Source organism: Aphanothece stagnina RSMan2012, assembly GCF_046764815.1.
In the GTDB taxonomy this organism is placed as follows: Bacteria; Cyanobacteriota; Cyanobacteriia; order PCC-6307; family Cyanobiaceae; genus NIES-981.
This window is the reverse complement of record NZ_JBKOUC010000001.1, coordinates 185,775-208,114: the sequence shown is the minus strand read 5'-3', so window position 1 is coordinate 208,114 and position 22,340 is coordinate 185,775. Positions and strand designations below refer to the sequence as shown.

General features: G+C 69.1%; 30 protein-coding genes. 14 read left to right on the top strand and 16 right to left on the bottom strand.

Annotated elements, in window-relative coordinates; genetic code table 11:
• Positions 1 to 78: 78 nt before the first annotated feature.
• A complete protein-coding gene (locus ACLNEE_RS01090; RefSeq protein ID WP_411422925.1) occupies positions 79 to 426 on the bottom strand; it encodes a sll1863 family stress response protein in 348 nt (115 codons plus the stop codon).
• Positions 427 to 1,130: 704 nt separating this feature from the next.
• On the opposite strand from ACLNEE_RS01090, the gene ACLNEE_RS01085 reads away from it, so the two are divergent.
• Complete coding sequence (locus ACLNEE_RS01085; protein WP_412006684.1) at positions 1,131 to 1,382, top strand: hypothetical protein; 252 nt, start codon at positions 1,131 to 1,133, stop codon at positions 1,380 to 1,382.
• Between the two features lie 87 nt (positions 1,383 to 1,469).
• Here ACLNEE_RS01085 and ACLNEE_RS01080 read toward each other — a convergent pair whose 3' ends face one another.
• The 8 genes from ACLNEE_RS01080 to ACLNEE_RS01045 form a co-directional block, all read right to left on the bottom strand.
• A complete protein-coding gene (locus ACLNEE_RS01080; RefSeq protein WP_411422927.1) occupies positions 1,470 to 2,762 on the bottom strand; it encodes a Y-family DNA polymerase in 1,293 nt (430 codons plus the stop codon).
• 6 nt (positions 2,763 to 2,768) lie between these two features.
• Positions 2,769 to 3,161, bottom strand: a complete 393-nt coding sequence (locus tag ACLNEE_RS01075) for a LexA family protein (RefSeq protein ID WP_412006683.1) — start codon at positions 3,159 to 3,161, stop codon at positions 2,769 to 2,771.
• A 234-nt stretch (positions 3,162 to 3,395) separates the two neighbouring features.
• On the bottom strand, positions 3,396 to 3,749 hold the full coding sequence (locus ACLNEE_RS01070) for a hypothetical protein (RefSeq protein ID WP_412006682.1): 354 nt from the start codon (positions 3,747 to 3,749) through the stop codon (positions 3,396 to 3,398).
• Between the two features lie 100 nt (positions 3,750 to 3,849).
• Positions 3,850 to 4,155 carry a DUF805 domain-containing protein gene (locus ACLNEE_RS01065; RefSeq protein WP_411422930.1) on the bottom strand — a complete coding sequence of 102 codons (306 nt, stop codon included), beginning with the start codon at positions 4,153 to 4,155 and terminating at the stop codon, positions 3,850 to 3,852.
• A gap of 108 nt (positions 4,156 to 4,263) precedes the next feature.
• Positions 4,264 to 5,265, bottom strand: a complete 1,002-nt coding sequence (gene gap, locus ACLNEE_RS01060) for a type I glyceraldehyde-3-phosphate dehydrogenase (protein ID WP_411422931.1) — start codon at positions 5,263 to 5,265, stop codon at positions 4,264 to 4,266.
• Between the two features lie 36 nt (positions 5,266 to 5,301).
• Positions 5,302 to 5,694, bottom strand: a complete 393-nt coding sequence (locus tag ACLNEE_RS01055) for a hypothetical protein (RefSeq protein ID WP_411422932.1) — start codon at positions 5,692 to 5,694, stop codon at positions 5,302 to 5,304.
• 2 nt (positions 5,695 to 5,696) lie between these two features.
• Entirely contained in the window at positions 5,697 to 6,164 is a 468-nt protein-coding gene (locus ACLNEE_RS01050; protein ID WP_411422933.1) for a hypothetical protein, read from the bottom strand.
• A 33-nt stretch (positions 6,165 to 6,197) separates the two neighbouring features.
• Positions 6,198 to 6,782, bottom strand: a complete 585-nt coding sequence (locus ACLNEE_RS01045) for a pentapeptide repeat-containing protein (protein ID WP_412006681.1) — start codon at positions 6,780 to 6,782, stop codon at positions 6,198 to 6,200.
• An 80-nt stretch (positions 6,783 to 6,862) separates the two neighbouring features.
• Here ACLNEE_RS01045 and ACLNEE_RS01040 point away from each other — a divergent pair, with 80 nt between their 5' ends.
• On the top strand, positions 6,863 to 7,261 hold the full coding sequence (locus ACLNEE_RS01040; protein WP_411422935.1) for a YraN family protein: 399 nt from the start codon (positions 6,863 to 6,865) through the stop codon (positions 7,259 to 7,261).
• Between the two features lie 17 nt (positions 7,262 to 7,278).
• Here the strand turns inward: ACLNEE_RS01040 and ACLNEE_RS01035 are convergent, their stop codons facing one another.
• Positions 7,279 to 7,617, bottom strand: a complete 339-nt coding sequence (locus tag ACLNEE_RS01035) for a hypothetical protein (RefSeq protein WP_412006680.1) — start codon at positions 7,615 to 7,617, stop codon at positions 7,279 to 7,281.
• Positions 7,618 to 7,699: 82 nt separating this feature from the next.
• Between ACLNEE_RS01035 and rsmA the strand changes: the two genes are divergently transcribed.
• The 7 genes from rsmA (at position 7,700) to ACLNEE_RS01000 (ending at position 13,796) form a co-directional block, all read left to right on the top strand.
• Positions 7,700 to 8,614 carry a 16S rRNA (adenine(1518)-N(6)/adenine(1519)-N(6))-dimethyltransferase RsmA gene (rsmA, locus tag ACLNEE_RS01030; RefSeq protein WP_412006679.1) on the top strand — a complete coding sequence of 305 codons (915 nt, stop codon included), beginning with the start codon at positions 7,700 to 7,702 and terminating at the stop codon, positions 8,612 to 8,614.
• Entirely contained in the window at positions 8,607 to 9,542 is a 936-nt protein-coding gene (gene ispE / locus ACLNEE_RS01025; protein ID WP_411422938.1) for a 4-(cytidine 5'-diphospho)-2-C-methyl-D-erythritol kinase, read from the top strand. The genes rsmA and ispE overlap by 8 nt, the downstream gene beginning before the upstream one ends.
• Complete coding sequence (locus tag ACLNEE_RS01020) at positions 9,539 to 9,934, top strand: DUF3082 domain-containing protein (RefSeq protein WP_411422939.1); 396 nt, start codon at positions 9,539 to 9,541, stop codon at positions 9,932 to 9,934. The genes ispE and ACLNEE_RS01020 overlap by 4 nt, the downstream gene beginning before the upstream one ends.
• Positions 9,935 to 10,094: 160 nt before the next feature.
• Positions 10,095 to 11,078, top strand: coding sequence for a pyruvate dehydrogenase complex E1 component subunit beta (locus ACLNEE_RS01015; protein WP_411422940.1), 984 nt, complete (start codon positions 10,095 to 10,097; stop codon positions 11,076 to 11,078).
• Between the two features lies 1 nt (position 11,079).
• A complete protein-coding gene (secD, locus tag ACLNEE_RS01010) occupies positions 11,080 to 12,594 on the top strand; it encodes a protein translocase subunit SecD (RefSeq protein ID WP_411422941.1) in 1,515 nt (504 codons plus the stop codon).
• Positions 12,595 to 12,640: 46 nt separating this feature from the next.
• Positions 12,641 to 13,600, top strand: a complete 960-nt coding sequence (secF, locus tag ACLNEE_RS01005; RefSeq protein WP_411422942.1) for a protein translocase subunit SecF — start codon at positions 12,641 to 12,643, stop codon at positions 13,598 to 13,600.
• A gap of 22 nt (positions 13,601 to 13,622) precedes the next feature.
• Entirely contained in the window at positions 13,623 to 13,796 is a 174-nt protein-coding gene (locus ACLNEE_RS01000) for a hypothetical protein (protein ID WP_411422943.1), read from the top strand.
• 58 nt (positions 13,797 to 13,854) lie between these two features.
• Here the strand turns inward: ACLNEE_RS01000 and ACLNEE_RS00995 are convergent, their stop codons facing one another.
• Genes ACLNEE_RS00995 through psb28 form a run of 3 tightly spaced genes read right to left on the bottom strand, consistent with a single transcriptional unit; the run spans position 13,855 to position 16,307 of the window.
• The gene (locus tag ACLNEE_RS00995) at positions 13,855 to 14,886 is read right to left on the bottom strand and encodes an AI-2E family transporter (RefSeq protein ID WP_411422944.1); all 1,032 of its coding nucleotides are present in this window, start codon (positions 14,884 to 14,886) and stop codon (positions 13,855 to 13,857) included.
• Complete coding sequence (locus ACLNEE_RS00990) at positions 14,870 to 15,928, bottom strand: AI-2E family transporter (RefSeq protein WP_411422945.1); 1,059 nt, start codon at positions 15,926 to 15,928, stop codon at positions 14,870 to 14,872. Before ACLNEE_RS00990 ends, ACLNEE_RS00995 begins: the two co-directional genes overlap by 17 nt.
• 13 nt (positions 15,929 to 15,941) lie before the next feature.
• Positions 15,942 to 16,307 (bottom strand): photosystem II reaction center protein Psb28, encoded by a 366-nt coding sequence (gene psb28, locus ACLNEE_RS00985; protein WP_411422958.1) that lies wholly within the window; start codon positions 16,305 to 16,307, stop codon positions 15,942 to 15,944.
• Between the two features lie 125 nt (positions 16,308 to 16,432).
• Between psb28 and ACLNEE_RS00980 the strand changes: the two genes are divergently transcribed.
• Both ACLNEE_RS00980 and ACLNEE_RS00975 read left to right on the top strand, forming a co-directional pair.
• Positions 16,433 to 17,155, top strand: a complete 723-nt coding sequence (locus ACLNEE_RS00980; protein WP_411422946.1) for a GUN4 domain-containing protein — start codon at positions 16,433 to 16,435, stop codon at positions 17,153 to 17,155.
• 56 nt (positions 17,156 to 17,211) lie between these two features.
• The gene (locus tag ACLNEE_RS00975) at positions 17,212 to 17,649 is read left to right on the top strand and encodes an ATP-binding protein (protein WP_411422947.1); all 438 of its coding nucleotides are present in this window, start codon (positions 17,212 to 17,214) and stop codon (positions 17,647 to 17,649) included.
• Here ACLNEE_RS00975 and ACLNEE_RS00970 read toward each other — a convergent pair.
• A complete protein-coding gene (locus ACLNEE_RS00970; RefSeq protein ID WP_412006678.1) occupies positions 17,615 to 17,911 on the bottom strand; it encodes a DUF6439 family protein in 297 nt (98 codons plus the stop codon). The genes ACLNEE_RS00975 and ACLNEE_RS00970 overlap by 35 nt on opposite strands.
• A gap of 116 nt (positions 17,912 to 18,027) precedes the next feature.
• Here ACLNEE_RS00970 and ACLNEE_RS00965 point away from each other — a divergent pair, with 116 nt between their 5' ends.
• From ACLNEE_RS00965 to ACLNEE_RS00955, 3 genes are all read left to right on the top strand, one after another.
• Positions 18,028 to 18,315 carry a hypothetical protein gene (locus tag ACLNEE_RS00965; RefSeq protein ID WP_411422949.1) on the top strand — a complete coding sequence of 96 codons (288 nt, stop codon included), beginning with the start codon at positions 18,028 to 18,030 and terminating at the stop codon, positions 18,313 to 18,315.
• Between the two features lie 66 nt (positions 18,316 to 18,381).
• The gene (locus ACLNEE_RS00960; RefSeq protein ID WP_411422950.1) at positions 18,382 to 19,332 is read left to right on the top strand and encodes an FkbM family methyltransferase; all 951 of its coding nucleotides are present in this window, start codon (positions 18,382 to 18,384) and stop codon (positions 19,330 to 19,332) included.
• 183 nt (positions 19,333 to 19,515) lie between these two features.
• A complete protein-coding gene (locus tag ACLNEE_RS00955) occupies positions 19,516 to 19,773 on the top strand; it encodes a hypothetical protein (protein ID WP_411422951.1) in 258 nt (85 codons plus the stop codon).
• A 6-nt stretch (positions 19,774 to 19,779) separates the two neighbouring features.
• Here the strand turns inward: ACLNEE_RS00955 and ACLNEE_RS00950 are convergent, their stop codons facing one another.
• Together ACLNEE_RS00950 and glnA are read right to left on the bottom strand one after the other, a co-directional pair.
• Positions 19,780 to 20,652, bottom strand: a complete 873-nt coding sequence (locus ACLNEE_RS00950; RefSeq protein ID WP_411422952.1) for a phytanoyl-CoA dioxygenase family protein — start codon at positions 20,650 to 20,652, stop codon at positions 19,780 to 19,782.
• Between the two features lie 64 nt (positions 20,653 to 20,716).
• On the bottom strand, positions 20,717 to 22,135 hold the full coding sequence (glnA, locus tag ACLNEE_RS00945; RefSeq protein ID WP_411422953.1) for a type I glutamate--ammonia ligase: 1,419 nt from the start codon (positions 22,133 to 22,135) through the stop codon (positions 20,717 to 20,719).
• Positions 22,136 to 22,340 lie beyond the last annotated feature (205 nt).

The following is a 22,340-nucleotide window of genomic DNA, read 5'->3' as shown; positions in this document are numbered from 1 at the left end:
CCTGGATCAACCCGTCCCCGTGGATGTGGCAAGGGGCTTCAGCCCTTTGCCACGGCGCCATGGTCTGGCGATCAGCGCTCAGCCCTGCTTCTGGGTGAAGGCATGGAACCGTTCCGCCAAATCCTGGAACACCTCATCGCTCTGCTGGAGCATGGAGCTCCAGCTCTCCTGCGTGGCCTGCTGGAGCTGATGCAGTTGATCCCGTGCACGGTTCCGTGCCTCGGTGAGATCCTCCAGGCGTTGTTCGGTGCCATGGCATAGATCGGAGGCCACATGCTGCAGGCTCTCCTGCAGCGTCTCGATCTGCTGGGACCACGCCTCCACCTGGGCCGTTTTCTTCTCCAGGATCGCCGTCCTGAGGTGCTCATTCACCTGGTTCTGGTCCACTCCCTGGCTGCTCTTGGTCTGCTTCGTGCTGGTGATCATGGGGGTCATCTCCTGTGGTTGGACAACGGATGCGTGGCTTCGATCGGCGCCACAGCCTTGTTCACAAGGCGCCGGTGCGGCGAGATCTGGATGCACCAGATCATCTGAATCCCTGACCGTGATGCTGGCCGTGATCGTGATCCCTGGCCTTGCTTGAGCCTGGCTTGAGCCGGATCCCTGCGTGCTGGTGTGAGCCAGGACCCTGAAGGTCGGATCGGCCAAGACCAGACCGGCAACAATCTGATCTGTGAAGACTCAGATCTGTGAAAACGTAGATCCGTGACGATCGGATCTGTGAAGACTCAGACCTGCACGCAATCTGGCGCTCACCCGGGACTGTTCAAGCTCAAGGGTCAGCGCTGACTAATTACATGACGTGCTGTCGCGATCTGCATCCGATGTCTTCAACGTACCACGATGTTCTGGATTGTCAACATCGAAACGCCGCATCTGCTGCCATCCAGGCATGGGCAGATCGGGCAGATCCCAAGCCCTCAGCAGCATTTCGGCGATCTCTTTCGCTTCTCTTGTTTCGCTCCGCTGTCCCGCATGCCGTCCTGCGCGTGCCGTCCCGATTGTTTCCCATCCGCCGCGCATCGGAGCGGGTGCCGCAGACCTTCCTGGAGTGCGGGGCAGGCCGCCCTCGCGGGCCTGCTCGCGTCGCCCTCTGTAGCCTGAGGGCCAACCCCAGCCCCGCCGTCGCCATGGGTTTCTTCGAGGTGTTCTGGCATGGCGAGGCCATCGGCGATGGTGGCGATCTGGATGAGGCGCTCACGGCCTATGCCCTGGTCAGGCCCGAGGACGGCAGCTGGGATGACGCCTGCGCCGATCCCGGCGCCGATCCCTGCATTCGCCGCTACGCCTCCTTCGAGGCCTACCTCGACAACGCCGATGAGCTCGAGACCATTCCGGTGACGGCCGCCATGATCGCTTCGGCCATGGCCCAGCTCCCCTGACGCCAGGCATCCTTCCCCTTCACGGCGTTCGCCCTGTCCCTTCATGGCGTTCGCCCCGTCCCCGAGCAGGCCCCGGCTGCGCCCTCTTCAGCAGGCCAGCACCCGGGGAATCGCCTCCAGCCGGGTGGTGGCGGCCCGCGACAGCCGCTCCCGCCGCATCGCCCAGGCGGGCTGCAGCCCGCAGGCGGCCCACTGCACCGTGCCACGGCCGTAGCGCTGGTTGAGCCGATCGATCGTGGCCAGCAGGGCAGCGCGCCGCTGCTGCTGTTCCGGCGGCAGCGGCTGCAGCAGGTGGTGCTGCAGCATCTCTTCGCCCTGGAGGTGCTGCAGCAGCACGCCGGCCTTCTGCAGCGGACGGTGCGGGTGGAACAGCCGCTCGGCCAGCGGCAGGGCTGCCGCCAGCAGCACGGCGGTGTCGTTGCTGGGCAGCGCCAGGGTCACGGTGGCGCTGTTGCTGTAGAAGCTGGTGCCGTTGAACGGGTTGCTGCGCACGAACACACTGAGAGCCCCGGCCCGCTGGTGCTGGCGACGCAGTTTTTCCGCCGCCCGCGCCGTGTAGGTGGCGATCGCTTCCCGCAGCTGCGCCAGGCTGCGCACCGGCTCACTGAAGCTGCGGCTGACGCAGGTCTCCTGCTTCGGCGGCGGCGTGAGGATCAGCGGAAGGCAGCTGTGGCCCCGCAGCTCCTGCTGCAGCCGCAGGCCCACCACCCCACACTTCTGGCGCAGTTCGCCGCTCGGCATGTCCCGCAGGGCGCGGGCATGGGCGATGCCCCGCAGCCGGCACCAGCGCGACAGCCGCCGACCGATGCCCCAGACGTCCTCGATCGCCACCTGCTCCAGGTGGGGCGTGGGGTCGGCGACGGCCCCCAGGTCGAACACCTGCCCCTGGGTGGGATCGGCCTTGGCGAGGCGGTTGGCCAGCTTGGCCAGCACCTTGGTGGGGGCCAGGCCCACCGCCACGGGCAGTCCCAGTTCCCGCCGCACCGCCCGGCGCAGCTGCTGGCCCCACGCGGTGAGATCGGCGCCGTTCCGGCGTGGCACGAGGCCGAAGGCTTCGTCGATCGAGTAGATCTCCAGGTCCTCCACCCAGCGCTCCAGGATGGTCATCAACCGCTGGCTCATGTCGGCGTAGAGGGCGTAGTTGGAGCTGCGCACCACCACCCCCAGCCGTTCCAGCTCGCGCTTCACCTGGAAGTAGGGCTGGCCCATGGCGATCCCGAGCCGCCGGGCCTCGGCACTGCGGGACACGATGCAGCCATCGTTGTTGGAGAGCACGACCAGCGCTCTCCCGAGCAGGGCCGGCTCCAGCACCGCCTCGCAGGAGGCATAGAAGTTGTTGCCATCGATCAGGGCGATGGCCCGCTGGCGGGTGGCGGGCATGGGGCCTCAGCAGCGGTGGATCACGTGGGTCGCCACTCCCCAGATGCGACCGTCGTCGTGGCCGCACAGCGGCAGGGGGGGATAGGCCGGATGGGCCGGCTCCAGCCACCGCCGGGGCCCCGCGGCGGCCAGGCGCTTGACGGTGAAGCCGCCATTCAGCAGGGCCACCACCACCTGGCCGGGCCGTGGTTCCAGCCGCCGGTTCACCACCAGCAGATCGCCATGCTGGATCCCGGCCCCCCGCATCGAATCGCCACTCACCCGCAGCAGCAGGGTGGCCTCGGGATGGCTCACCAGCAGGTGTTGCAGGTTGAGCGCCGGGGGCGCGGTCGGCTCGGGCCGATCGCCGCGCTGGAGGGGGTACGGGGGCGCCGGATGCCCCCTGGAGCTGTCGACCACGGCCGGAGCACCACGGCCCATCAGCGTAGTACAGATGTACTGGCCGGGTGCCGGGCGTCGCGCCGTGGGCGGATCGGCGGTGCAGGCGGGTGGGGATGCTGCACGAGCCTGGCAGCCATGGAACCCGAATCCAGGCGCGGGGGTGCCAGCCTGCCTGCCCGGTGTTGGCTGCCTGGCCGCAGTTGGCTCCCGGCCGGCTCCAACCCCGCTCGCACGCCCTGAGCAGGAAGCCGATCAGGCCGGGGCGGCACGGAAGCGGGCGACGAAACCCGCCAGGGGCATGGGGCCGCAGCGGCGCTGCCAGCCGATGCCGTCCGGCCTGCGGCGCCAGCAGGAGAGGCGCGGGCCAGCGCGGTGGAAGCAGATCAGATAGCGAAAACGGGCCTGGCGGCTGGCCGGGTTGGCCGTGGCGGCCTCCAGAGCCGGGAGGGGGGCGAAGACCAGCAGGAGTTCCCGCAGACTGGTGGCAGGGGCACCGGTACGGCGGAGCGGAGTGCCGAGCAGATCGGCGAGCTGGTGGGGAGAGCCTCCCGCGGCCAGCCACCAGTGGTGCTGAACGGGACGGCTCAGGGAGAGCAGGGAAATCACGGCGGCGACCACGGCAGGGGGTGGGGAGACCTCCCCCTGCCAGTGCCCGGGCCGTCCCAGCCCGAGGCGGCAGAACCGCAGAGCGCCTCCAGGGCGGGGATCAGCCGGTCACGGACGGCTGGCAGAACAGCACGATCAGCCAGATCGCCCCGAGGATGGGAATGAGCCCGATGAAGATCCAGGGCCAGGGCTTGCCGATGTCGCGGAGCCGGCGCACGCAGAGGGGAATGCCCGGCAGCAGGGTCGCCACCGTGTAGATCGTGTTGAGTCGCGGGGAGATCAGGGCCGTGATGATGGCCACGATCAGGTTGGCCAGCACAAACCACCAGTAGTCCCCACGGTTGGAGCGGCCCTCGTAATCGAAGGAGCGGATCCAGGCGGATGTGTAGGCGTCGATCAGGGGCATGGGAGGGGAAGGGCGACGACGCTGTTTAGACGTCGTCGCCCGTGTCTGCCGGCGATTGTCGTGAAGCGTTGTGCTCCACGCTGGGGTAGGGGCGGCGGGCCGGAGGCTTCAGCCGACGCTCGCCATGTGCCGCATCAGATCGATGCACTTGCAGCTGTAGCCCCACTCGTTGTCGTACCAGGCCACCAGCTTCATGAACGTGTCGGTGAGGGCGATCCCGGCACCGGCATCAAACACCGAGGTGCAGCTCTCGCCGACGAAATCGTTGGAGACCACGTCGTCTTCGGTATAGCCGAGGATGCCGGCCAGCTCGCCCTCGGCGGCGGCCTTCATGGCGGCCTTCACCTGGTCGTAGCTGGCGGGGGTGGCCAGGTTCACGGTGAGGTCCACCACCGACACATCGGGTGTGGGCACGCGGAAGGCCATGCCGGTGAGCTTGCCGTTGAGCTCGGGAATCACCCGACCCACCGCCTTGGCGGCACCGGTGGAACTGGGAATGATGTTCTGACCGGCACCGCGGCCACCGCGCCAGTCCTTCACCGAGGGGCCGTCCACGGTCTTCTGGGTGGCCGTCGTGGCGTGCACGGTGGTCATCAGACCACTGGCGATGCCGAAGTTGTCGTGCAGCACCTTGGCCATCGGGGCCAGGCAGTTCGTCGTGCAGCTGGCGTTGGAGACGATGTCCTGCCCGGCGTAGCTGCTGTGGTTCACGCCCATCACGAAGATCGGCGTGGCGTCCTTGGAGGGGGCGCTCATCACCACCCGCCGGGCGCCGGCGTTGATGTGGGCCCGGGCCGACTCATCGGTGAGGAAGAAGCCGGTGCTCTCCAGCACGTAGTCCGCACCGATCTCACCCCAGCGGAGGTTGTTGGGATCGCGCTCCGCGGTGATGCGGATCGTCTTGCCGTTCACCACCAGCTGACCGTTCTCCACGGCGATATCCCCCTGAAAGCGGCCGTGGGTGGAGTCGTAGCGGAGCATGTAGGCCAGATACTCCACAGCGATCAGATCATTGATGCCCACCACCTCCACATCGCCGAGGCTCACGGCGCGGCGGAAGGCGAGGCGACCGATACGGCCGAAACCGTTGATGCCGATGCGGATGGTCATGGTGCGCAGCGAAGGGAAAACGGTGTGGGTCTCAGCCTACGGAGCGCCCTCCCCAGAGCTGAAGATCCCCTCGGGACAGAGGCTGGAACGCCCATCGGCAAAGGCCATGCCGATGCGCACGTCCCGGCGGGCGCTGGCTCCGTCCGCCGCCTCGGTGAGCACGGGAAGCAGCGCCTCGCTGTAGTGGCGGCGCTGGGCCTGGCTGATCACTCCGTCGCGCTCGAGGGCGCAGAGGGTGCGCATCGCCCCGTTCCCCTTGCCGAACATGAGCATGAAGGCTTCCTTCCTGCCCAGGGGCGGCTTGGGGGGCTCGGCCTGACTCCGGGCCGCGGGGGCGCAGGGGCCGGCGGCCAGCAGCAGCAGGCCGACCAGCGCGGTGAACCGGGCAGACGCCCCTGGCGGAGAGCTCCACGCCGCTGGAGGATGCACGCTCAGGGCTCCTCGTCCTCCAGAAGCAACTGCTGGAATGCGGTATAGAGGTCGCCGTGCTCACGGGCCAGCCGCGGATCCGGGCGGCCCTGCCCTGCCGGGTCCCGCTGGCGGGCAGGCCGTGGCTGGGCAGGCCGCGGCTGGGCAGGCCGTGGCTGGGCAGCAGAACCAGAGCCTGGCGCCATGGCCCCCTCTCCAGCCCCGGCATCGGCCTGCCTGAGCCGGCGGCCAGCCTCGAGCTGACGCAGCCGGTCCAGCAGGTGGGGGGGCACGGTGCCGTCGGCACTGGCCTGCATCAGTTCGCGGAACAGGGCCTCCGGATCGGTCTCCGTCTCCACCTTGTGACGCCCCTGGCCGGATGGTTGGGGCGCCGGCTGGGGTGGGGGCGCCGCCAGGGGCTGCGGCAGGGGCTGGGGCAGGGTGCGTCCGAGCTGGCGGAGCCGCTCAAGGCTGCGGGGGTCGAAGCTCATGGCGATGGCGCGGGGATCGTCGTGAGGGTGCCGTCAGCTGCAGCCGAGGGTCTGGCGGGTCTGGCGGCCCGTCACGGGGTTGGTGCCGCTGGCCACCGCGCAGAGCGCCTTGAGGGCATCGCCGCGCAGCGGCACGTTGGTGAAATCAGCACCGTCGATGGTCACGTCCGTGAACTTGGTGTTGAAGGCGAAGGCGTCCTCCAGCACGGCGTTGGTGAGGTCGGTGCCGTTGAAGATGGCCGAATCGAGCGTGGCTTCACGCAGGTTGGTGTTGCTCAGGTCCGCGTCCTGGAGCTTGGCGCCGAACAGGCTGGCCCCCTGCAGGTCGGCGCCCGCGAGATTCGCGTCCCGGAGGTTGCTGAGGTTGAACGTGGCGCCCCTGAGGTCCTCGCCGTGGTAGTCCGCCCCGATCAGCACCTGCTTGGCCACATCCATGGCCGCCAGGGCCGGCGATGGGAACCACAGGCCGAGGGGCAGCAACAGGGCGCCGAGGAGCAGCACCACAGCGACCAGCGGAGCGCTGCCCAGCCGCCCGCGCCACAGCCCGCGCCACCGGCTGCGGCGCGGCGCGGGCTGGATCGGTTCAGGCGGCTGGGGGAGGGTCATCGCAGAAGCCATGCTGGCGGAACCGGGGGCCCTGACCATCCTGGCCGACCCGGGGGCCGCTGGAGAGCATTGGCCAGGCGGATGCTGTGGCCATGCTGAAGCCGTGGATGGAGCTTCAGCCGATGGCCAGCCGGGGGCGCACGGCGCTGCTGGGCGACTGGGCCGAACAGCGGGCCCTGCGGCTGCTGCGCACCCGGGGCTGGGTGCTGCTCTCCCGCCAGTGGCGCTGCCGCTGGGGCGAACTGGACCTGGTCGTCGCCAAGGGAGAGCGACTGCTGCTGGTGGAAGTGAAGGGTCGGGGCCGGCCCGGCCCCGATGGCTGGGGCCGGGCTGCGCTGGGCAGGGCCAAGCGGCTGCGTCTGGAACGGGCCTGGAGCTGCTGGCTGGTGGAGCACCCCGGCTGGGCGAACGCCACGGCAGAGCTGGTGTTCGCGCTGGTGCCCCTGCCACCGTCGCGACGGCCGGTGCGATGGATCCGCGCCTGGCCCTGACCCAGGGCTGCGGGGCCTCAGGGAGCTGGGGCAGGACTGGGTGCCGGATCCGGGGCCAGATCCGGGGCTGGGGCTGGGGCTGGATCCGGGGCGGTGGTGAACCAGACGGTGCAGCGGTAGCGGAAGTTGTCGAAGCCCACCCCGATCTCCTCGCAGCGCTCGCGGGTGACCGTGGCCCCCGCAGGCATCTGCTCGCGGGCCCGCTGCAGGGCGTTCTCACGGTTCCAGACCGAGGACGACGTGATGCTCCCGGCCAGCACGGCCGGGGCTGGCAGCAGCAGAGCGGCGCCGGCTAGCACCAGCACCCAGGGACGGCTGGACGACGGGGAGGCCGGCCGGCCGAGGGAGCGGCGCATCGGTTCAGCGGAGACTCTGATCTCCGCTCTAGCTCCGGAAAGCCACCCCGGCAGGCAATCTGGATCGGATCCGCCGGCCTCCATGAGTTTCGCCGCCCACCGCACCCGCAAGCGCTTCGGCCAGCACTGGTTGACCGATGCCGCGGTGCTGGATCGGATCGTGGCGGCGGCTGATCTGCGCCAGGGGGAGCGGGTGCTGGAGATCGGTCCGGGGCGGGGGGCCCTCACCGAGCGGTTGCTGCAGACGCCCGTCGCCGCGGTGGGGGCGGTGGAGCTGGACCGCGACCTGGTCCAGGGGCTGCACCAGCGCTTCGACGCGGATGCCCGCTTTGCGCTGCTGCAGGGCGATGCCCTGTCGGTGCCGCTGCCCGCCGCCGACAAGGTCGTGGCGAACATCCCCTACAACATCACCGGCCCGCTGCTGGAACGGCTGGTGGGGCGGTTGGACCGGCCGGTGGCAGAGCCGTACCGGCGTCTGGTGCTGCTGGTGCAGCAGGAGGTCGGCGAGCGGATCCGTTGCAGCCCGGGCAGCAGCGCCTACTCGGCCCTGAGTGTGCGGATGCAGCTGCTGGGCGACTGCCGCCCGGTCTGTGCCGTGCCGCCGCGCTGCTTTCAGCCGCCGCCGCGGGTGCAGTCGGAGGTGATCCTGATCGAACCCTTCCCGCCGGAGCTCCGGCCGGAGCTCGGGCTGGCCCGCGCTGCCGAACAGCTGCTGCGGCGCTGCTTCGCGGCCCGTCGCAAGATGCTGCGCAACAGCCTCGGCGGCCTGGTGGGCGCTGCGGAGCTCCAGCACATCGCCAGCGGCATCGGCATCTCCCTGGAGCAGCGTCCCCAGGAGATCGCCCCCCGGGCCTGGCTCGAGCTGGCGGCCGGCCTGCAGCGCGCCAGCGAGAGCTCCCCGAAGCCGAGCTCCGATGATGCGGGCCAGCGGAGGGTGGACCCGATGGTGGACCGGCGTGCTGAGGGGCGGCGTGCTGAGGGGCGGCGTGATGGCTGAACTGACGGTGTGCGCTCCCGCCAAGATCAACCTCCACCTCGAGGTGCTCGGCCTGCGGGCGGATGGCTTCCACGAGCTGGCCATGGTCATGCAGTCGATCGAGCTGGTCGATGCCCTTCACCTCGCCCCCAGCGCGGATGGAACCATCAGCCTGCGGTGCGATCGCCCGGATCTGCCGGTGGATGGCAGCAACCTGATCGTGCGGGCCGCCACGATGCTGCGTGAGCGCAGTGGTCTGCCGGAGCTGGGGGCCCACATCCGGCTCGAGAAACGGATTCCGGTGGGCGCCGGCCTGGCGGGGGGATCGAGTGATGGGGCGGCTGCCCTGGTGGGTCTCCAGGCGCTCTGGGGGCTGCGGTTCAGCCACCCCGAACTGCTGGCCATGGCCGCCGAGCTGGGCTCGGACATGCCCTTCTGTCTGGACGGAGGCACCCAGCTCTGCTTCGGTCGGGGAGAGGTGCTGGAGAAGGTTCCCCCAGCGGAGGGCGACCCCCTGGCGGTGCTGCTGCTGAAACACCCGGCCAGCAGCGTCAGCACGCCCTGGGCCTATGGCCGCTGCCGGGAGCTGCGCGGCCATGCCTACCTCCGCGATCCGCACGCCTTCGCCCAGCGCCGGGAGGCCCTGCGCCGATCGCCGCTCCTGGCCGGCCTGGCGGGGACCGCTGCGATGCCCCCCGTCCGCAACGACCTCCAGGAGGTGGTGGAGCCGGAGGTCGCGAGCGTGCGCGAGGGGCTGGAGCTGCTGCGCCGCAGCGATCGGCCCCTGGCGGTGGCGATGAGCGGATCCGGACCGAGTCTGTTTGCCGTGTTCCCCGACCTCGACTGCGCCCAGGCGGCCCAGGCCGCGCTGGCCGCCGCCTGCACGGCCGCGGGATTCGAGAGCTGGGCCTGTGCCTTCCGCCCCCGGGGTGTCAGCCTGGAGCCGTGAACGACCCACGCCCCAGCTCCGCCATGGGCGGCACCGCCTCAGACCCCGCTGCTGATGAGGCGCGTGGGACCCAGGCCCGCGCCACGGCCTCGGAGCCTCCCCGCAAGGGCCCCTTGAGCTACCTCTCGGGCGCCCTGACGGCAGGACTGCTCGGCTGGCTCTGCCTGGGTCTGAGCCAGCGCACCGTGCTGTACTACGGCGCGCACCCGCCCCACTACAGCTCCGCCGTCGCCCAGAGCATCGCCACGGCGGTGAAGACCCTGCTCGTGGGCATGGTGTTCCTGGCCACCTTCAGTTTCGGGTTCATCGCCCTGGGGCTGACCCTGGTGTTCGTGCGCAGCCTCTTGCCCGGATCCTCACCGGAGCGGGCCGGTGCCGAGGAAACCCCCTAGCCTCCGGCCATGACTCCCCACGATCTGGGCCTGCTCGTCACCCTGCTCCTGCCCGGGATGCTGCTCTCGGTGCTGATCCTCAGCACCTTTGCGGCCGGCGGCTGATCTGCCCCCGTCGCCGCCTGAGATAGGTTGGCGCCCACCCGGTGCAAGCCAACGCGTGGCCGAAACGCTGCTGTTCAACGCTCTCCGCGAAGCCATCGACGAGGAGATGGCCCGTGATCCCCACGTCTGCGTGATGGGGGAGGACGTGGGGCAGTACGGCGGCTCCTACAAGGTCACCAAGGATCTCTACGAGAAGTACGGCGAGCTGCGCGTGCTCGACACACCGATTGCCGAAAACAGCTTCACCGGGATGGCGGTGGGCGCCGCCATGACCGGTCTCCGGCCGATCGTGGAGGGCATGAACATGGGCTTTCTGCTGCTGGCGTTCAACCAGATCTCCAACAACATGGGGATGCTGCGCTACACCAGCGGCGGCAACTACACCATCCCGGCCGTGGTGCGCGGCCCCGGTGGCGTCGGCCGGCAGCTGGGCGCCGAACACAGCCAGCGGCTGGAGGCCTACTTCCATGCCGTTCCGGGCATCAAGATCGTGGCGGTGAGCACCCCCACCAATGCCAAGGGGCTGATGAAGGCGGCCATCCGGGACAACAACCCGGTGCTCTTCTTCGAGCATGTGCTGCTCTACAACCTCTCCGAGGACATCCCGGAGGGGGACTACATCTGCGCCCTCGATCAGGCCGAGGTGGTGCGGGAGGGCCGTGACGTCACCGTCCTCACCTACTCCCGCATGCGTCATCACTGCCTCAAGGCCGTGCAGCAGTTGGAGGCCGAGGGTGTCGACGTCGAACTGATCGACCTGATCAGCCTCAAGCCCTTCGACATGGCGACCATTGCCCGCTCGATCCGCAAGACCCACCGCGTGATCGTCGTGGAGGAGTGCATGAAGACCGGTGGCATCGGGGCCGAACTGGTCGCGCTGATCACCGAGCAGTGCTTCGACGATCTGGACGCCCGTCCGGTGCGCCTCTCCTCCCAGGACATCCCCACCCCTTACAACGGCGCTCTGGAGAACCTCACGATCATCCAGCCGCACCAGATCGTTGAAGCGGCGCGGCAACTCAAGGCCGGGTTGCTCTGAGATGGCGCGTCAACAGGGCTGGTTCGCCCTCATCCTGGCCCTCGCGATCGCCGCAGGCGCCCTGCTGGCCAGCTTCCCCCTGCAGCTGGGGCTTGACCTGCGCGGTGGCAGCCAGCTCACGCTCCAGGTCATGCCGGCCGGCGCGATCACCCGGGTCGACCAGGAACAGCTCGAGGCCGTGCAGGAGGTGCTCGAGCGGCGGGTGAACGGTCTCGGCGTCGCTGAATCGACGCTCCAGACCGTCGGCGCCGACCAGCTGGTGCTCCAGCTGCCGGGCGAGCAGGATCCCAGCCGGGCCGCCCGGGTGCTGGGCTCCACCGCCCTGCTCGAGTTCCGCGCCCAGAAGGCCGGAACCGAACAGCAGATGCAGGGTCTGCTGCGCCTCAAGCGCCAGGCCGAGGCCGTGCTGAACCGCGAGCGGGCCCGTCGCACCGCCCTCACCTCGCCTGACGACGGCACCCCCTCACCGTCCCCGTCGACCCCCACCTTCCCCGCCCAGGAGTTGGCCACCGCCCTTCGGGAGCTGGGCATCGCGGTCCCCGCCGGCGCCAGTGAGACCGAGCAGCTCGAACTCCTGCTCGATGCTGTGAACACCCGCATCGTGGCGCTGTATGAACCGGCCGCCCTCACCGGCAAGGAGCTGAAGACCGCGGGCCGTCAGCAGCAGCAGAGCGGCACCGGCTGGGAGGTGACCCTGGGCTTCACTCCCACCGGCGGTGAGGCGTTCGCCCGCCTCACCCAGGCGATCGCCGGCAGCGGTCGCCTGCTGGGGATCGTGCTGGATGGCCGCTCGATCAGTGAGGCCACCGTGGGACCCGAATTCCAGGCCGCCGGGATCACCGGCGGCTCGGCCAGCATCACCGGCAACTTCAGCGCCGAGGAGGCCCGGGAGCTGGAGGTGCAGCTGCGCGGCGGCTCCCTCCCCCTGCCGGTCCGGGTGGTGGAGGTGCGCACCGTGGGGCCCTCGCTGGGAGCCGACAATGTGCGAACCAGCCTGGTGGCGGCCCTCTGCGGCCTGGCCCTGGTGGCGGTGTTCATGGTCGTCGTCTACCGGCTGGCCGGGGTCGTGGCGGTTCTGGCCCTGAGCCTCTACGCCCTGTTCAACCTGGCGGCCTATGCCCTGATTCCCGTCACGCTCACCCTGCCGGGGATTGCCGGCTTCATCCTCTCCCTGGGGATGGCGGTGGATGCCAACGTGCTGATCTTCGAGCGGATCAAGGACGAGCTGCGGGAGGGCAACACCCTGATCCGCTCGATCGACACCGGCTTCTCCCTGGCCTTTTCCTCGATCCTCGATGGCCAGCTCACCACCCTGATCAGCTGCCTGGCCCTGTTTTCCCTGGGCACGGGACTGGTCAAGGGCTTTGCGGTGACCCTCGGCATCGGAGTGCTGCTCAGTCTGTTCAGCGCCCTCACCTGCACCCGCACCCTGCTGCGGCTGCTGATGAGCTACCCCGCCCTGCGCCGGCCCACCAACTTCCTCCCACGGGCCGAACTGCCTGCGGCCTCCTCCTGACGAGCCCCCCTGACCAGCCCCCCTCCCCGAAGAGCCCCCTGTACGGATGTTCCTACGCCACGCCATCGTGAGCCTGCGGGTGAACCAGCGCCGCCGGCAGCTCTGGGCCATCTCCCTGGTGGCCCTGCTGTTGAGTGTGATCGGCATCGCCCTGTGCTGGACTTCCCCCTCGATCGGGGCGCCGCTGCGCCCGGGTCTGGATTTCACCGGCGGCACCCAGATCCAGATCGAACGCCGCTGCGCTGACGGCTGTGGCGCCCTGCGGGGCTCGGAGGTGGAGGCCCGGCTCGCTTCGCTGGCCCTGCCTCCCGACAACGATCAGCTGCCACCGAACCTGCGGGGGGCGGGGGTGCAATTGCTCGACGGCGGCCGGCAGCTGCTGCTGCGTCTGCCCAGCCTCAGCCCGGAACAGGGCCAGGCCGTGATCGACGCCCTGACGCCGGTCCTGGGTGAGACCGTCCCTGGGGGCCTCTCGGTCGAGACCATCGGTCCGACCCTGGGCTCCCGCCTGCTGCGCGCCAGCCTGATCTCCCTGCTGGTGAGCTTCCTCGGCATCGCGCTGTACATCAGCGTGCGCTACGACCGGGTGTTTGCCCTGCTGGCCCTGCTCTGCCTGGCGCACGATGTGCTGATCACCTGTGGCCTGTTCGCCTGGCTCGGCCTGCTGGCCGGCGTCGAGGTGAACAGCCTCTTCGCCGTGGCCCTGCTGACCATTGCGGGCTATTCGGTGAACGACACCGTGGTGATCTTCGATCGGATCCGGGAAAAGCGCACCCAGCTGCAGGGATCCTCGCTGGCCGACCAGGCGGATGCGGCCGTGGCCGCCACCCTGACCCGCTCCCTCTACACCAGCTTCACCACCCTGCTGCCCCTGCTCGCCCTGGTGCTGTTCGGCGGCAGCACCCTCTTCTGGTTCGCTGTGGCGCTCAGCATCGGTGTGGTGGTCGGCGCCTGGTCGAGCGTGGCGATCGCCCCGACCCTGCTCCCCCTCTTCTCGCGTCCATGAGGTTCCTGCCGTGAGGCGTTCGATGCGGGTTCTCCCCATCGGCCTGGCCCTGCTGGCCCTGCTCGATCTGCGGCCCGAGCTGCAGCTGCTCGCCGATCACTTCACCCTCACATCGCTCTGGTTCGCGCTCCTCTACCACCCGCTGGCCGTGACGGTGCTGATCCTCACGCCGGACCTCTGGCGTCGCTACCGCTGATCCGCCCGGCGCTGATCCTCCCGGCGCTCGCTGAAAGTGCCGCGGGACAAGGGTTCGATCAGGTCCAGCGGTCCATCACGCCGCGGACGACCACCTCTCGGCAGATGACCTGCAGCACCACCACCAGGGGCAGGGCCAGCAGCACGCCGGGCAGGCCGAGGAGGGTGCCGAGGCAGAGCTGGGCCATCAGCGCCACGGTGGGCAGCAGGCTGACCGTGCGGCTGAGCAGCATCGGCGTGAGCAGAAACGCCTCGCCGTTCTGAAGCACCAGCCGCAGCAGCAGCACCTGAAGCATCTTGGCCGGCGAGACCAGCAGGGCCACCGCCAGGGGGAGCAGGGTCGCCGCCGTGGGGCCGATCGTGGGCACGAAGGTGAGCAGTCCGCAGACCAGGGCGCTCAGCAGGGCCAGGGGGACCTTCAGAAGCGCCAGCCCCGCCCAGGTGAGCAGGAACACGGTGACGGCCGAGAGGGTCATGCCGGCCAACCAACCGCCGAGGGCATGGCGGCATTCGTCCAGCAAGTTATCCATCCGCCCACGCCAGAAACTTGGGGTGAGGGCGATCACCAGCCGGCGGTGGCTGCGTGGATCCAGGGCGAGCAGGATCGCCAGCAGCACCATCAGCGAGAGCTGGATGGTGGTGTTCGCGGCCCCTCCGGCAAACCCGATCAGCTGCCCCCCGAGGGGCTGGAGACGATCCCAGCTGTCCAGACTGGCCAGATCGCCATCGAGGTTCGGCAACCAGTCGACCGTGGAGGTCATCGCCACCAGCCTCGCCGCCACCGCGGGAATCAGTTCGCCCAGCTCGCTGACCTGCTGCAGCAGTTCCGGCAGGAGCTGATGGGTCAGCCAGCTGCCGAGCACGATCAGGATCGCGACCACCACCCCCAGCGCTGCGGGCCTGTTGAGGCGGCAGCGGGCCATCAGCAGGCTGATCGGCACATCGAGGGAGACCGCCAGCACCACGGCGCCGAACAGCACCAGCAGCACCCAGCGCAGCTCCCAGGTCAACAGACCCAGCACCACGAGCACCAGGGCGCCGAGCACCGTGCGCCCGGTCAGGCTGAAGCCTCCATCAGCTGGTTTCGGCATGGCGCTTCCACGGGTCGAGGATGTCGTGGATCAGCACCTCACGCACCATCACCTGGAGGCAGACTGCCAGGGGCAGGGCCAGAAGGAGTCCGAGCGGGCCGAACAGCACGGTGAAGAGGAGCTGGGCCGTGAGGGTGAGGCCCGGCAGCAGCTTGAGCTGGTGGTGCATCACCGAGGGGGTGATCACGTAGCTCTCGAGGTTCTGCACGGCCACGTAGAGCACCAGCACCGCGACGGCCTTGAGCGGCGACTCCAGAAGCGCCACGGACATCGGGAACACGGTGCTCAGGGTGGGCCCGACGTTGGGAATGATGTTGAGCAGAGCGGCCAGCACCGCATTGGCCGCCACCAGCTTGACCCCGAGCAGCGACAGCCCGATCGCCGCCAGGATGCCGACACAGAGCGAACTGATCAGCACCCCCACCATCCAGCCGCTCAGGGCATCGCCGCACTGGATCAGAACCCGCCGGAAGCGACGGCGGTAGAAGGACGGCACCAGCAGCACGGCGGCCTCGCGGTAGGCCTCGGGCTGGGCAGTGACCATCAGGGCCACGGCCACCACGAAGAGCAGCTGCAGCAGCCCCGAGCCCACTCCACCGGCCAGCCCGAGCAGGCGGAGCAGTCCTTCCCGCAGGTTGGCGGGACTGTCCCCACTGACCAGGCCCTGCCGCAGCCACTCCAGCGTTCCATCGGAGCGTCCGTAGAGCATCCGACTGGCCGAGGCCATGGCCTGGCGGAGCAGATTCAGCAGGGTCTCGGCGGCTGCCGGCAGCTTGCCGATCAGTTCGGCGAACTGCTCCACGAACGGAGGGATGACGGCGGTGCCGATCACGGTCACCACCAGCAGCACCAGCAGAAGGCTGAGCACGACCGCCAGGGGGCGCCGGCATCCCAGGCGCTCGCGTACCCAGCCCACAAGGGTGCAGAGCGCCATCGCCAGCACCACGGCGGCGAACAGGAACATGAGGCTCTGCCGCAGGTTCCACAGCAGCACCAAGGCGGAGGTGAGGCCGAGAAGGCCGAGCCACTGGCCGAATCGCAAGGGGGGTGTCTCCCTACTGAGCGGAAGCCTGTTCGTCAGCCTGGTTCCCGGAGAAGCCGAGGTCATGGCTGTCCGCGTAGCGCTGGGCGAACCGCATGAACCGCTCGAAGTCGGCGGTGCTCTTCCAGGTGTAGGTCACTTCGAGGGCGCTGGCCTTGCCATTCACGAACCGGGCCTTCACCTCCCGCGTGACCAGTTCCCCTTCCTCGTCCACCATGAACATCCCGGTGATGTCGCCCATCGCTTCGGGGGCCAGGGCTTCGGGCTCCTCGAACACGAACATGGCCTGGCCGGTGCGACCGTCGCGGGACCGGGTGAGACGGATGTCGGGCACGACCGGTTCGTCCACGCCGCGGAAGAACTGTATGGCTGCGCCCATAGGGGTGTGGCAAAAATGGATCCTAGGGGGGGACTTCCGCTCGGCTGGCCCGGCCTGGACAGCCCCGGGCCTGACACCTCCTGACATAGTGGGCGCAAGCTGGCTCCGCTCAGGCACGGTCTTCCATGCTTTCCGGCCCTCCGGTTTCCGCCAATGTCACCCCTGAGGGCCTGCTCGAACGGTTCCAGGCTGCCGCCGCGCGCCAGCGGCGCACCCTTCTGAGGCAGCTTGAGCAGCGAGCCGAGGAACTGCGGCCGCTCCTTCCGGATCACCTGGCGGCCCTCGATGCCACCGGCGATGACTGGGGCGCGGGGGCTCTGATTCAGCTGCTGCTGGCCGGGGACGGGGCCGAGCGGCAGGCGTTTCTCGAGCGCCATCCCGACGGCTGGCTCGCCACCCCCAGTGCGGCAGCGATCGACTACAGCCCGCTCCAGCACCACCTGGCCCTGATGGAGTACGAGGCTGCGGACCGCCTTACCAGCACCTTCCTGCGCGAGCTGGCCGGCCCGGATGCCGTGCGGCGCGGCTACGTGTACTACAGCGAGGTGCCGCCGATACCTGGCCCCGATCTCGACAGCCTGGACCGGCTGTGGGTCTGCTATTCCCGCGGGCGGTTCGGCTTCTCGGTGCAGGGTCGCCTGCTGCGGGCCTGCAATGGCCGCTGGGAGCAGCTCTGGCCCAGGCTCGCCTGGAAGGACGGCGGCCAGTGGACGCGCTATCCCGGCTCCTTCCAGTGGTCGATCGAGGCTCCCGAGGGTCACATGCCCCTGGTCAACCAGTTGCGGGGGGTGCGCCTGATGGATGCCCTGCTGAACCATCCGGCGCTGCAACAACGCATCAACGCCTGAAGGCTGTCGTGCCGCCAGCGGCTTAGGGTCAAGACGGCACCTGCGGATCCAGGTTGATGGCCCTGCGCTGGTCAGACTTCATCACCCCGTCCACCCTGCAACTGGCGCCCCTGGTCGAACTGCTGCTCGAGCCGATCCGCTGCCTTCAGGCGCAGGCGGAACTGCAGCTCGGCCTGCACGAGGCCCTCGTCAATGCGGTGCGGCACGGCAACGGCTGCGACCCTGCCAAGACGCTGCGGATCCGGCGGATCGAAACCCCCCGCTGGGTTGTGTGGCAGGTGCAGGACGAAGGTCATGGGGTGCCCCGCGAAGCCCGTGGCGGGCAGCTGCTGCCGGAAGCCGAGGCCACCGATGGACGCGGGCTCTTCCTCATCCACCACTGCTTCGATGACGTGCGCTGGAGCGCCCGCGGCAACCGCCTCCAGCTGGCCGTGCGGCGAGGACGCCTGGGCCCGGCCGTCAGCGCCCGTGGCTTGGGCAGCCGGGGTCGCTGATCTCGGCCTTGAGCCAGAGCAGCGCGTGCTCCACCAGTTCGATGGCCCGCTCCCGGGCGGGCGTGATCTGGCGCTGGGCGGGATCGTCGGCCTGGAGGAGATGCACCATCGCCGCTGCCAGCTGCTCAGCAGCGCGCCTGGGGCGCTGGCTCTTGAGGGCATGCCACTCCCGCTCGTGGATGGCGAGCCGGCGCTGGAGTTCTCGGGCCTGGTCGGCCGTGCCCTCCGGCCAACCCCTGCCGACCCCTGGGGAGCTGGTCACTGGGGAGCTGGCTGATGGGGACTCGGCGGCGTGCATCGAGGCGAGCTCCACTGGACGAACCACGGGACGGGGTTCCATCCTGGCCGGAGAACGTCGGCCCCGGGCCGTTCCCAGCCATGCGGCCCTCCCATCCCCGCCGCTTCCGCTCGGAGACCCCGCCGGGTGTCCGTCAGCCCGTGCGGGTGCTGCATCTCCTCGATGGGCTGTTCACCCAGGCCTCCCTGGCCAGCCACAGCAGCGGGGCGGTGCGGCGGCGGCAGCGGCAGCGGCTCGCCCTGAGCCAGCGGCTGCTCGATCCACCCCCCCCGGAGCTCGTGCCGCCGCACCGCCTCGAGATCCTCTTCTGGCGCTGGCTGCGCTGGGGGACGGTGGGTCTGCTGATCACCTGGCTGCTGCGGCGCTGAGCCGCCGCCTGGCCCGGTGGGCCAACGCAACGGTGCTAGCTTCTGGCCCACGGGCGCTGCTGCTGTGTGATCGGGCTGTTTGATTCCAGCGAGCGGTTCCTTCGTTTCTGCGAGGCCTTTCAACACCTCACCAATTCCCAGTCCCTCCAGGATCTCTTTGCCCTCTACTGCAAGGGGCCTGGACCCGGCTATTTCCTGGAGTTCGGACTGGCCAACGGCACGTCACTCTCCAACACGCTGCTGCTCGAACTGCTGGGTTGGAAGGGTCTCGGCGGTGAGCCCAACCCTGTGCTGAGGGAACTGGCCCAGGCCAGGCGTTCGATCCCCGTGGTCGCGGAGGCGCTCTATGCCACCAGCGGCGATGTGCTGCACTTCGCCTGCAACGGGCTCTATGGCGGGCTGGAGGAGGCGGGTGAACGGCTCGTCCAGGAGGCCCGCGCCGCCTACACCGAGTCGATCGAGGTGCAGACCATCACGCTCGGCGATCTCCTCGATCGGGAGAAAGCGCCGAAGCGGATTGATTACTTCTCGTTGGATGTGGAAGGCGCCGAGGAGATGATTCTCTCCCATCTGCCCCTGGATCGCTATCGTTTTGCCTGCCTCACGGTTGAACACAACTATTCCGCCCAGCGTCCGCGGATTCGTCGCCTGATGAAGCAGCAGGGTTTCCAACGCGTCTTCCGGGAACTCAGCGGCCATGACGACTGGTACGTCAACAGCGCCATGCGCTTCCGCGGCTGGCCCCAGCGGACCCTGCGCCGCCTCAACGATGAAAGGGGGCGGATCCATCTGGCCCGCTGCCAGGCCGGCGCCCTCGATGACCGCGACAAGGCGATCGCGACGCTCCATGCCACGGTGCTGTCCCGGCCGCGTCCCCACCCCCGCAGCTTTCTCGAGTTGGCGTCTCTGTTGCTGCAGGCGGAACGTCCTGCCGAGGCCCGTCAGGTGCTGGAGCGAGCCCGCCAGCTCCATCCCGCCAACGCCAGGATCGGCGCCCAGCTCGAGCAACTCGAGTAACCCGAGGGCGGCGCCCCAAGCCGCAGGCTGCCGCTCCGGCAGACGCACGCAGCCTCCGCAGCCGGCAGCAGGGTCAGCGCGGCGGCCCGAGCGGGGAGCTCAAGACTTGTGAAGCAATCCTAGTTCTGGTATCAACAGCTACAGAACTGCAGGAGAGTGAAGTCGAACCAGAGGAGTTGTCCCATGGCTGCGCTCAACCTCCCCCTCCCTGCCAATGCCGCCGCCCAGGGCCTGCATCCCCGGGAATTTCTCGCCTGGGCTGACCATCACCAGCGGGATCGCCGCCGTCACGGTGCCGAGATCGCCCAGATCACCGAGCATCACGATCTGAACCCCTCCGGAGACGCGGTGCATCAGTTGCAGGCCTGGGCCCTGCGTCAGGCCCATGCCAAGCATCTCCACGACAGTGCCATCGCCCAGATCCGCTTCCAGGGCGGCTGAGCCGCCTCAGCCCGAGGGCTGCAGCATGCTGAGCAGCACGGCCCTCTCGGCCCATGGGGCCTGGGGATGGCCGCGATGCACCCCCTGCTGCATGGCGACCACCATGTCGCCGGCGCGGCAGAACACCGGGATCGGCTTCAGGCCCAGCAGGATGGGGCAGTCATCCCGTCGCCGTCCGCGGCGGGCGTTGCACAGGCGGTTCAAGCCGCGCAGCCAGGGCATCCGATGGGAGCCGGGTACGTAGCAGAACGGCCCCTCGGCCAGGCTCGTCACGTCCGAGAGGTAGAGGAAGGCCTTGGCCTTGATGCCGCCGCCGTCGGTGTGCAGGCCGCGGGTGGTGGTCACACCTGCGTTCAGGTACAGGTTGCGCACGTGCACCCGGAAGGGCCGCCGGAACGCCCGCTCCAGCAGCCCGGTGACCAGGCTGTCCTGCAGCGCGCCGACGACATTCTCCGTACAGCTCTCGAGGAGCAGTTCGGGATGGAAGACATCGACCATGCCGCCGTCCTCATCGTCGCGGACACTGATCACCGCCTTCGCGGAGTCCACCATGCGCCGGTAGCCGCGGATGGCCCGCTGGCCACCCCGGTTGAGCAGCACACGGGCGCTTCCATCCCCGGCGGCGGGGCTGGCGGCATGGGCGCGCGCCGCGGCGACCACCGGCTGCAGGGCAGCCAGCTCGTCCGGCCCCACCGCGCCCTGAATGACCACCAGGCCGGAACGCCGCAGGCATCGGGCCGCAGCGCGGAACCGGCGGGGGTCCTCGGCGAGGCCGAGGGCCTGGAACAGCGGCGGAGGCGGGCTGCTGCGGTGCTGCGGAAAGCCCTCCGGCCGCTGCGGCTGTCGCAGGGCAGGAGGGCTGGAAACGACGGTCGCCATCGGGCCAGGTTAGGTGGGGCCCAGGTCAGGCCCCCCAGTGGAGCTGCCGAGGTCCCGGCGGGGATCAGGCGTCGTAGTACATCACGAACTCATGGGGGTGGGGCCGCTGACGCAGCTGCTGCACCTCCTCGTACTTCATCGCGATCCAGTTGCTGATGAAGTCCTCGGTGAAGACTCCGCCTTCCATCAGATAGTGCTTGTCGGCGTCGAGGGCCTCGAGGGCACCGTTGAGGGAGGCGGGCACGGTGGAGATGCGCGCCAGCTCTTCGGCGGACAGCTCGAAGAGGTCCACATCGGTGCCGTCGCCGGGATCGATCTGGTTCTTGATGCCGTCGATGCCGGCCATGAGCATGGCCGCAAAGCCCAGGTAGGGGTTGGAGAGGGCATCACCGGAGCGGAACTCCAGGCGCTTGGCCTTGGGGCTCGGCCCGGTGAGGGGAATGCGCACCGCCGCTGAGCGGTTGCCCTGGGAGTAAACCAGGTTCACCGGCGCCTCGAATCCGGGCACCAGACGCTTGTAGCTGTTGGTGGTGGGGTTGGTGAAGGCCAGGAAGCTCGGGGCGTGCTTGAGCAGTCCGCCGATGTACCAGCGGGCGGTCTGGGACAGGTTGGCGTAGGTGCCCTCCCCGAAGAACAGCGGGTTGCCGCCTTTCCAGAGGCTCTGGTGCACGTGCATGCCGCTGCCGTTGTCGGCGAAGACGGGCTTGGGCATGAACGTGGCCGTCTTGCCGTACTTCTTGGCGACGTTGCGCACGACGTACTTGTAGATCATCACGTTGTCCGCCGCGCTGATCAGTTCGGCGAACTTCATGCCCAGTTCATGCTGGGCCGTGGCCACCTCGTGGTGGTGCTTCTCGATCGGCACCCCCAGGGCCGCCATGGTGAGGATCATCTCGGTCCTCATGTCCTGGAGGGTGTCGTTGGGCGACACCGGGAAGTAGCCCTCCTTCAACTGGATCTTGTAGGCGAGGTTGCCCCCCTCCTCCAGACGGGCGTTGTTCCAGGGAGCTTCGATCGAATCGACGCTGTAGAAGCTGCTGCCGCTGCCGGAGGTGTAGCGAACGTCGTCGAAGACGAAGAACTCCGGTTCGGGTCCGAAATAGGCCGTGTCGGCGATGCCGGTGGAGCCGAGGTACTCGAGGGCCTTCTGGGCCAGCGCGCGGGGGCAGCGGCCGTAGGGCTGGCCGCTGCGCGGCTCCTGGATCGAGCAGATCAGGCTGAGGGTCTTGTGGCCGTAGAAGGGGTCGATCCAGGCGGTCTTCGGGTCGGGCACCATGGCCATGTCCGACTCGTTGATGGCCTTCCAGCCCCGGATCGAGGAACCATCGAAGGCAACGCCGCTGGTGAAGGCCTCGTCATCGATCAGGTCCTTGCACACCGTGAGGTGCTGCCATTTGCCATGCAGGTCGACGAATTTGAGGTCGATCAGCTCAATGCCCTCGTCCTGGATCTGACGAAGGACCTCCTGGGCTGTGTTGGCCATGACGATGTCGGTTGGGTGCCGTCCCGGTGCCGGCGTCGCTGGAACGTACGGAGCAGCCGGACCGCCGCTATGTAGCTGTCGTAACCGAATGACAGGACCGGGCTGCGTAACTGTTTCTGTCAGATCCGCCAGATCCCTGCTCCAACCTGCGATCTGGCCAGTTGCTGGTGCTAGCTTCCGGCCCAGGTGCGTCGATCCACTCCAG

Bases quoted from the DNA above. Each gene is read 5' to 3' on its own strand.
- ACLNEE_RS01035 (WP_412006680.1), bottom strand. From the start codon at position 7,617: ATGCGCCGCTCCCTCGGCCGGCCGGCCTCCCCGTCGTCCAGCCGTCCC.
- glnA (WP_411422953.1), bottom strand. From the start codon at position 22,135: ATGGCCAACACAGCCCAGGAGGTCCTTCGTCAGATCCAGGACGAGGGC.
- ACLNEE_RS01000 (WP_411422943.1), top strand. From the start codon at position 13,623: ATGCGGGTTCTCCCCATCGGCCTGGCCCTGCTGGCCCTGCTCGATCTG.
- secD (WP_411422941.1), top strand. From the start codon at position 11,080: ATGGCGCGTCAACAGGGCTGGTTCGCCCTCATCCTGGCCCTCGCGATC.
- ispE (WP_411422938.1), top strand. From the start codon at position 8,607: ATGGCTGAACTGACGGTGTGCGCTCCCGCCAAGATCAACCTCCACCTC.
- ACLNEE_RS01065 (WP_411422930.1), bottom strand. From the start codon at position 4,155: ATGCCCCTGATCGACGCCTACACATCCGCCTGGATCCGCTCCTTCGAT.
- ACLNEE_RS00980 (WP_411422946.1), top strand. From the start codon at position 16,433: ATGCTTTCCGGCCCTCCGGTTTCCGCCAATGTCACCCCTGAGGGCCTG.
- ACLNEE_RS00950 (WP_411422952.1), bottom strand. From the start codon at position 20,652: ATGGCGACCGTCGTTTCCAGCCCTCCTGCCCTGCGACAGCCGCAGCGG.
- ACLNEE_RS01085 (WP_412006684.1), top strand. From the start codon at position 1,131: ATGGGTTTCTTCGAGGTGTTCTGGCATGGCGAGGCCATCGGCGATGGT.
- ACLNEE_RS01090 (WP_411422925.1), bottom strand. From the start codon at position 426: ATGATCACCAGCACGAAGCAGACCAAGAGCAGCCAGGGAGTGGACCAG.
- ACLNEE_RS00995 (WP_411422944.1), bottom strand. From the start codon at position 14,886: ATGCCGAAACCAGCTGATGGAGGCTTCAGCCTGACCGGGCGCACGGTG.
- ACLNEE_RS00975 (WP_411422947.1), top strand. From the start codon at position 17,212: ATGGCCCTGCGCTGGTCAGACTTCATCACCCCGTCCACCCTGCAACTG.
- secF (WP_411422942.1), top strand. From the start codon at position 12,641: ATGTTCCTACGCCACGCCATCGTGAGCCTGCGGGTGAACCAGCGCCGC.
- ACLNEE_RS01080 (WP_411422927.1), bottom strand. From the start codon at position 2,762: ATGCCCGCCACCCGCCAGCGGGCCATCGCCCTGATCGATGGCAACAAC.
- gap (WP_411422931.1), bottom strand. From the start codon at position 5,265: ATGACCATCCGCATCGGCATCAACGGTTTCGGCCGTATCGGTCGCCTC.
- psb28 (WP_411422958.1), bottom strand. From the start codon at position 16,307: ATGGGCGCAGCCATACAGTTCTTCCGCGGCGTGGACGAACCGGTCGTG.
- ACLNEE_RS01050 (WP_411422933.1), bottom strand. From the start codon at position 6,164: ATGAGCTTCGACCCCCGCAGCCTTGAGCGGCTCCGCCAGCTCGGACGC.
- ACLNEE_RS00965 (WP_411422949.1), top strand. From the start codon at position 18,028: ATGCGGCCCTCCCATCCCCGCCGCTTCCGCTCGGAGACCCCGCCGGGT.
- ACLNEE_RS01045 (WP_412006681.1), bottom strand. From the start codon at position 6,782: ATGGCTTCTGCGATGACCCTCCCCCAGCCGCCTGAACCGATCCAGCCC.
- ACLNEE_RS00955 (WP_411422951.1), top strand. From the start codon at position 19,516: ATGGCTGCGCTCAACCTCCCCCTCCCTGCCAATGCCGCCGCCCAGGGC.
- rsmA (WP_412006679.1), top strand. From the start codon at position 7,700: ATGAGTTTCGCCGCCCACCGCACCCGCAAGCGCTTCGGCCAGCACTGG.
- ACLNEE_RS01040 (WP_411422935.1), top strand. From the start codon at position 6,863: ATGCTGAAGCCGTGGATGGAGCTTCAGCCGATGGCCAGCCGGGGGCGC.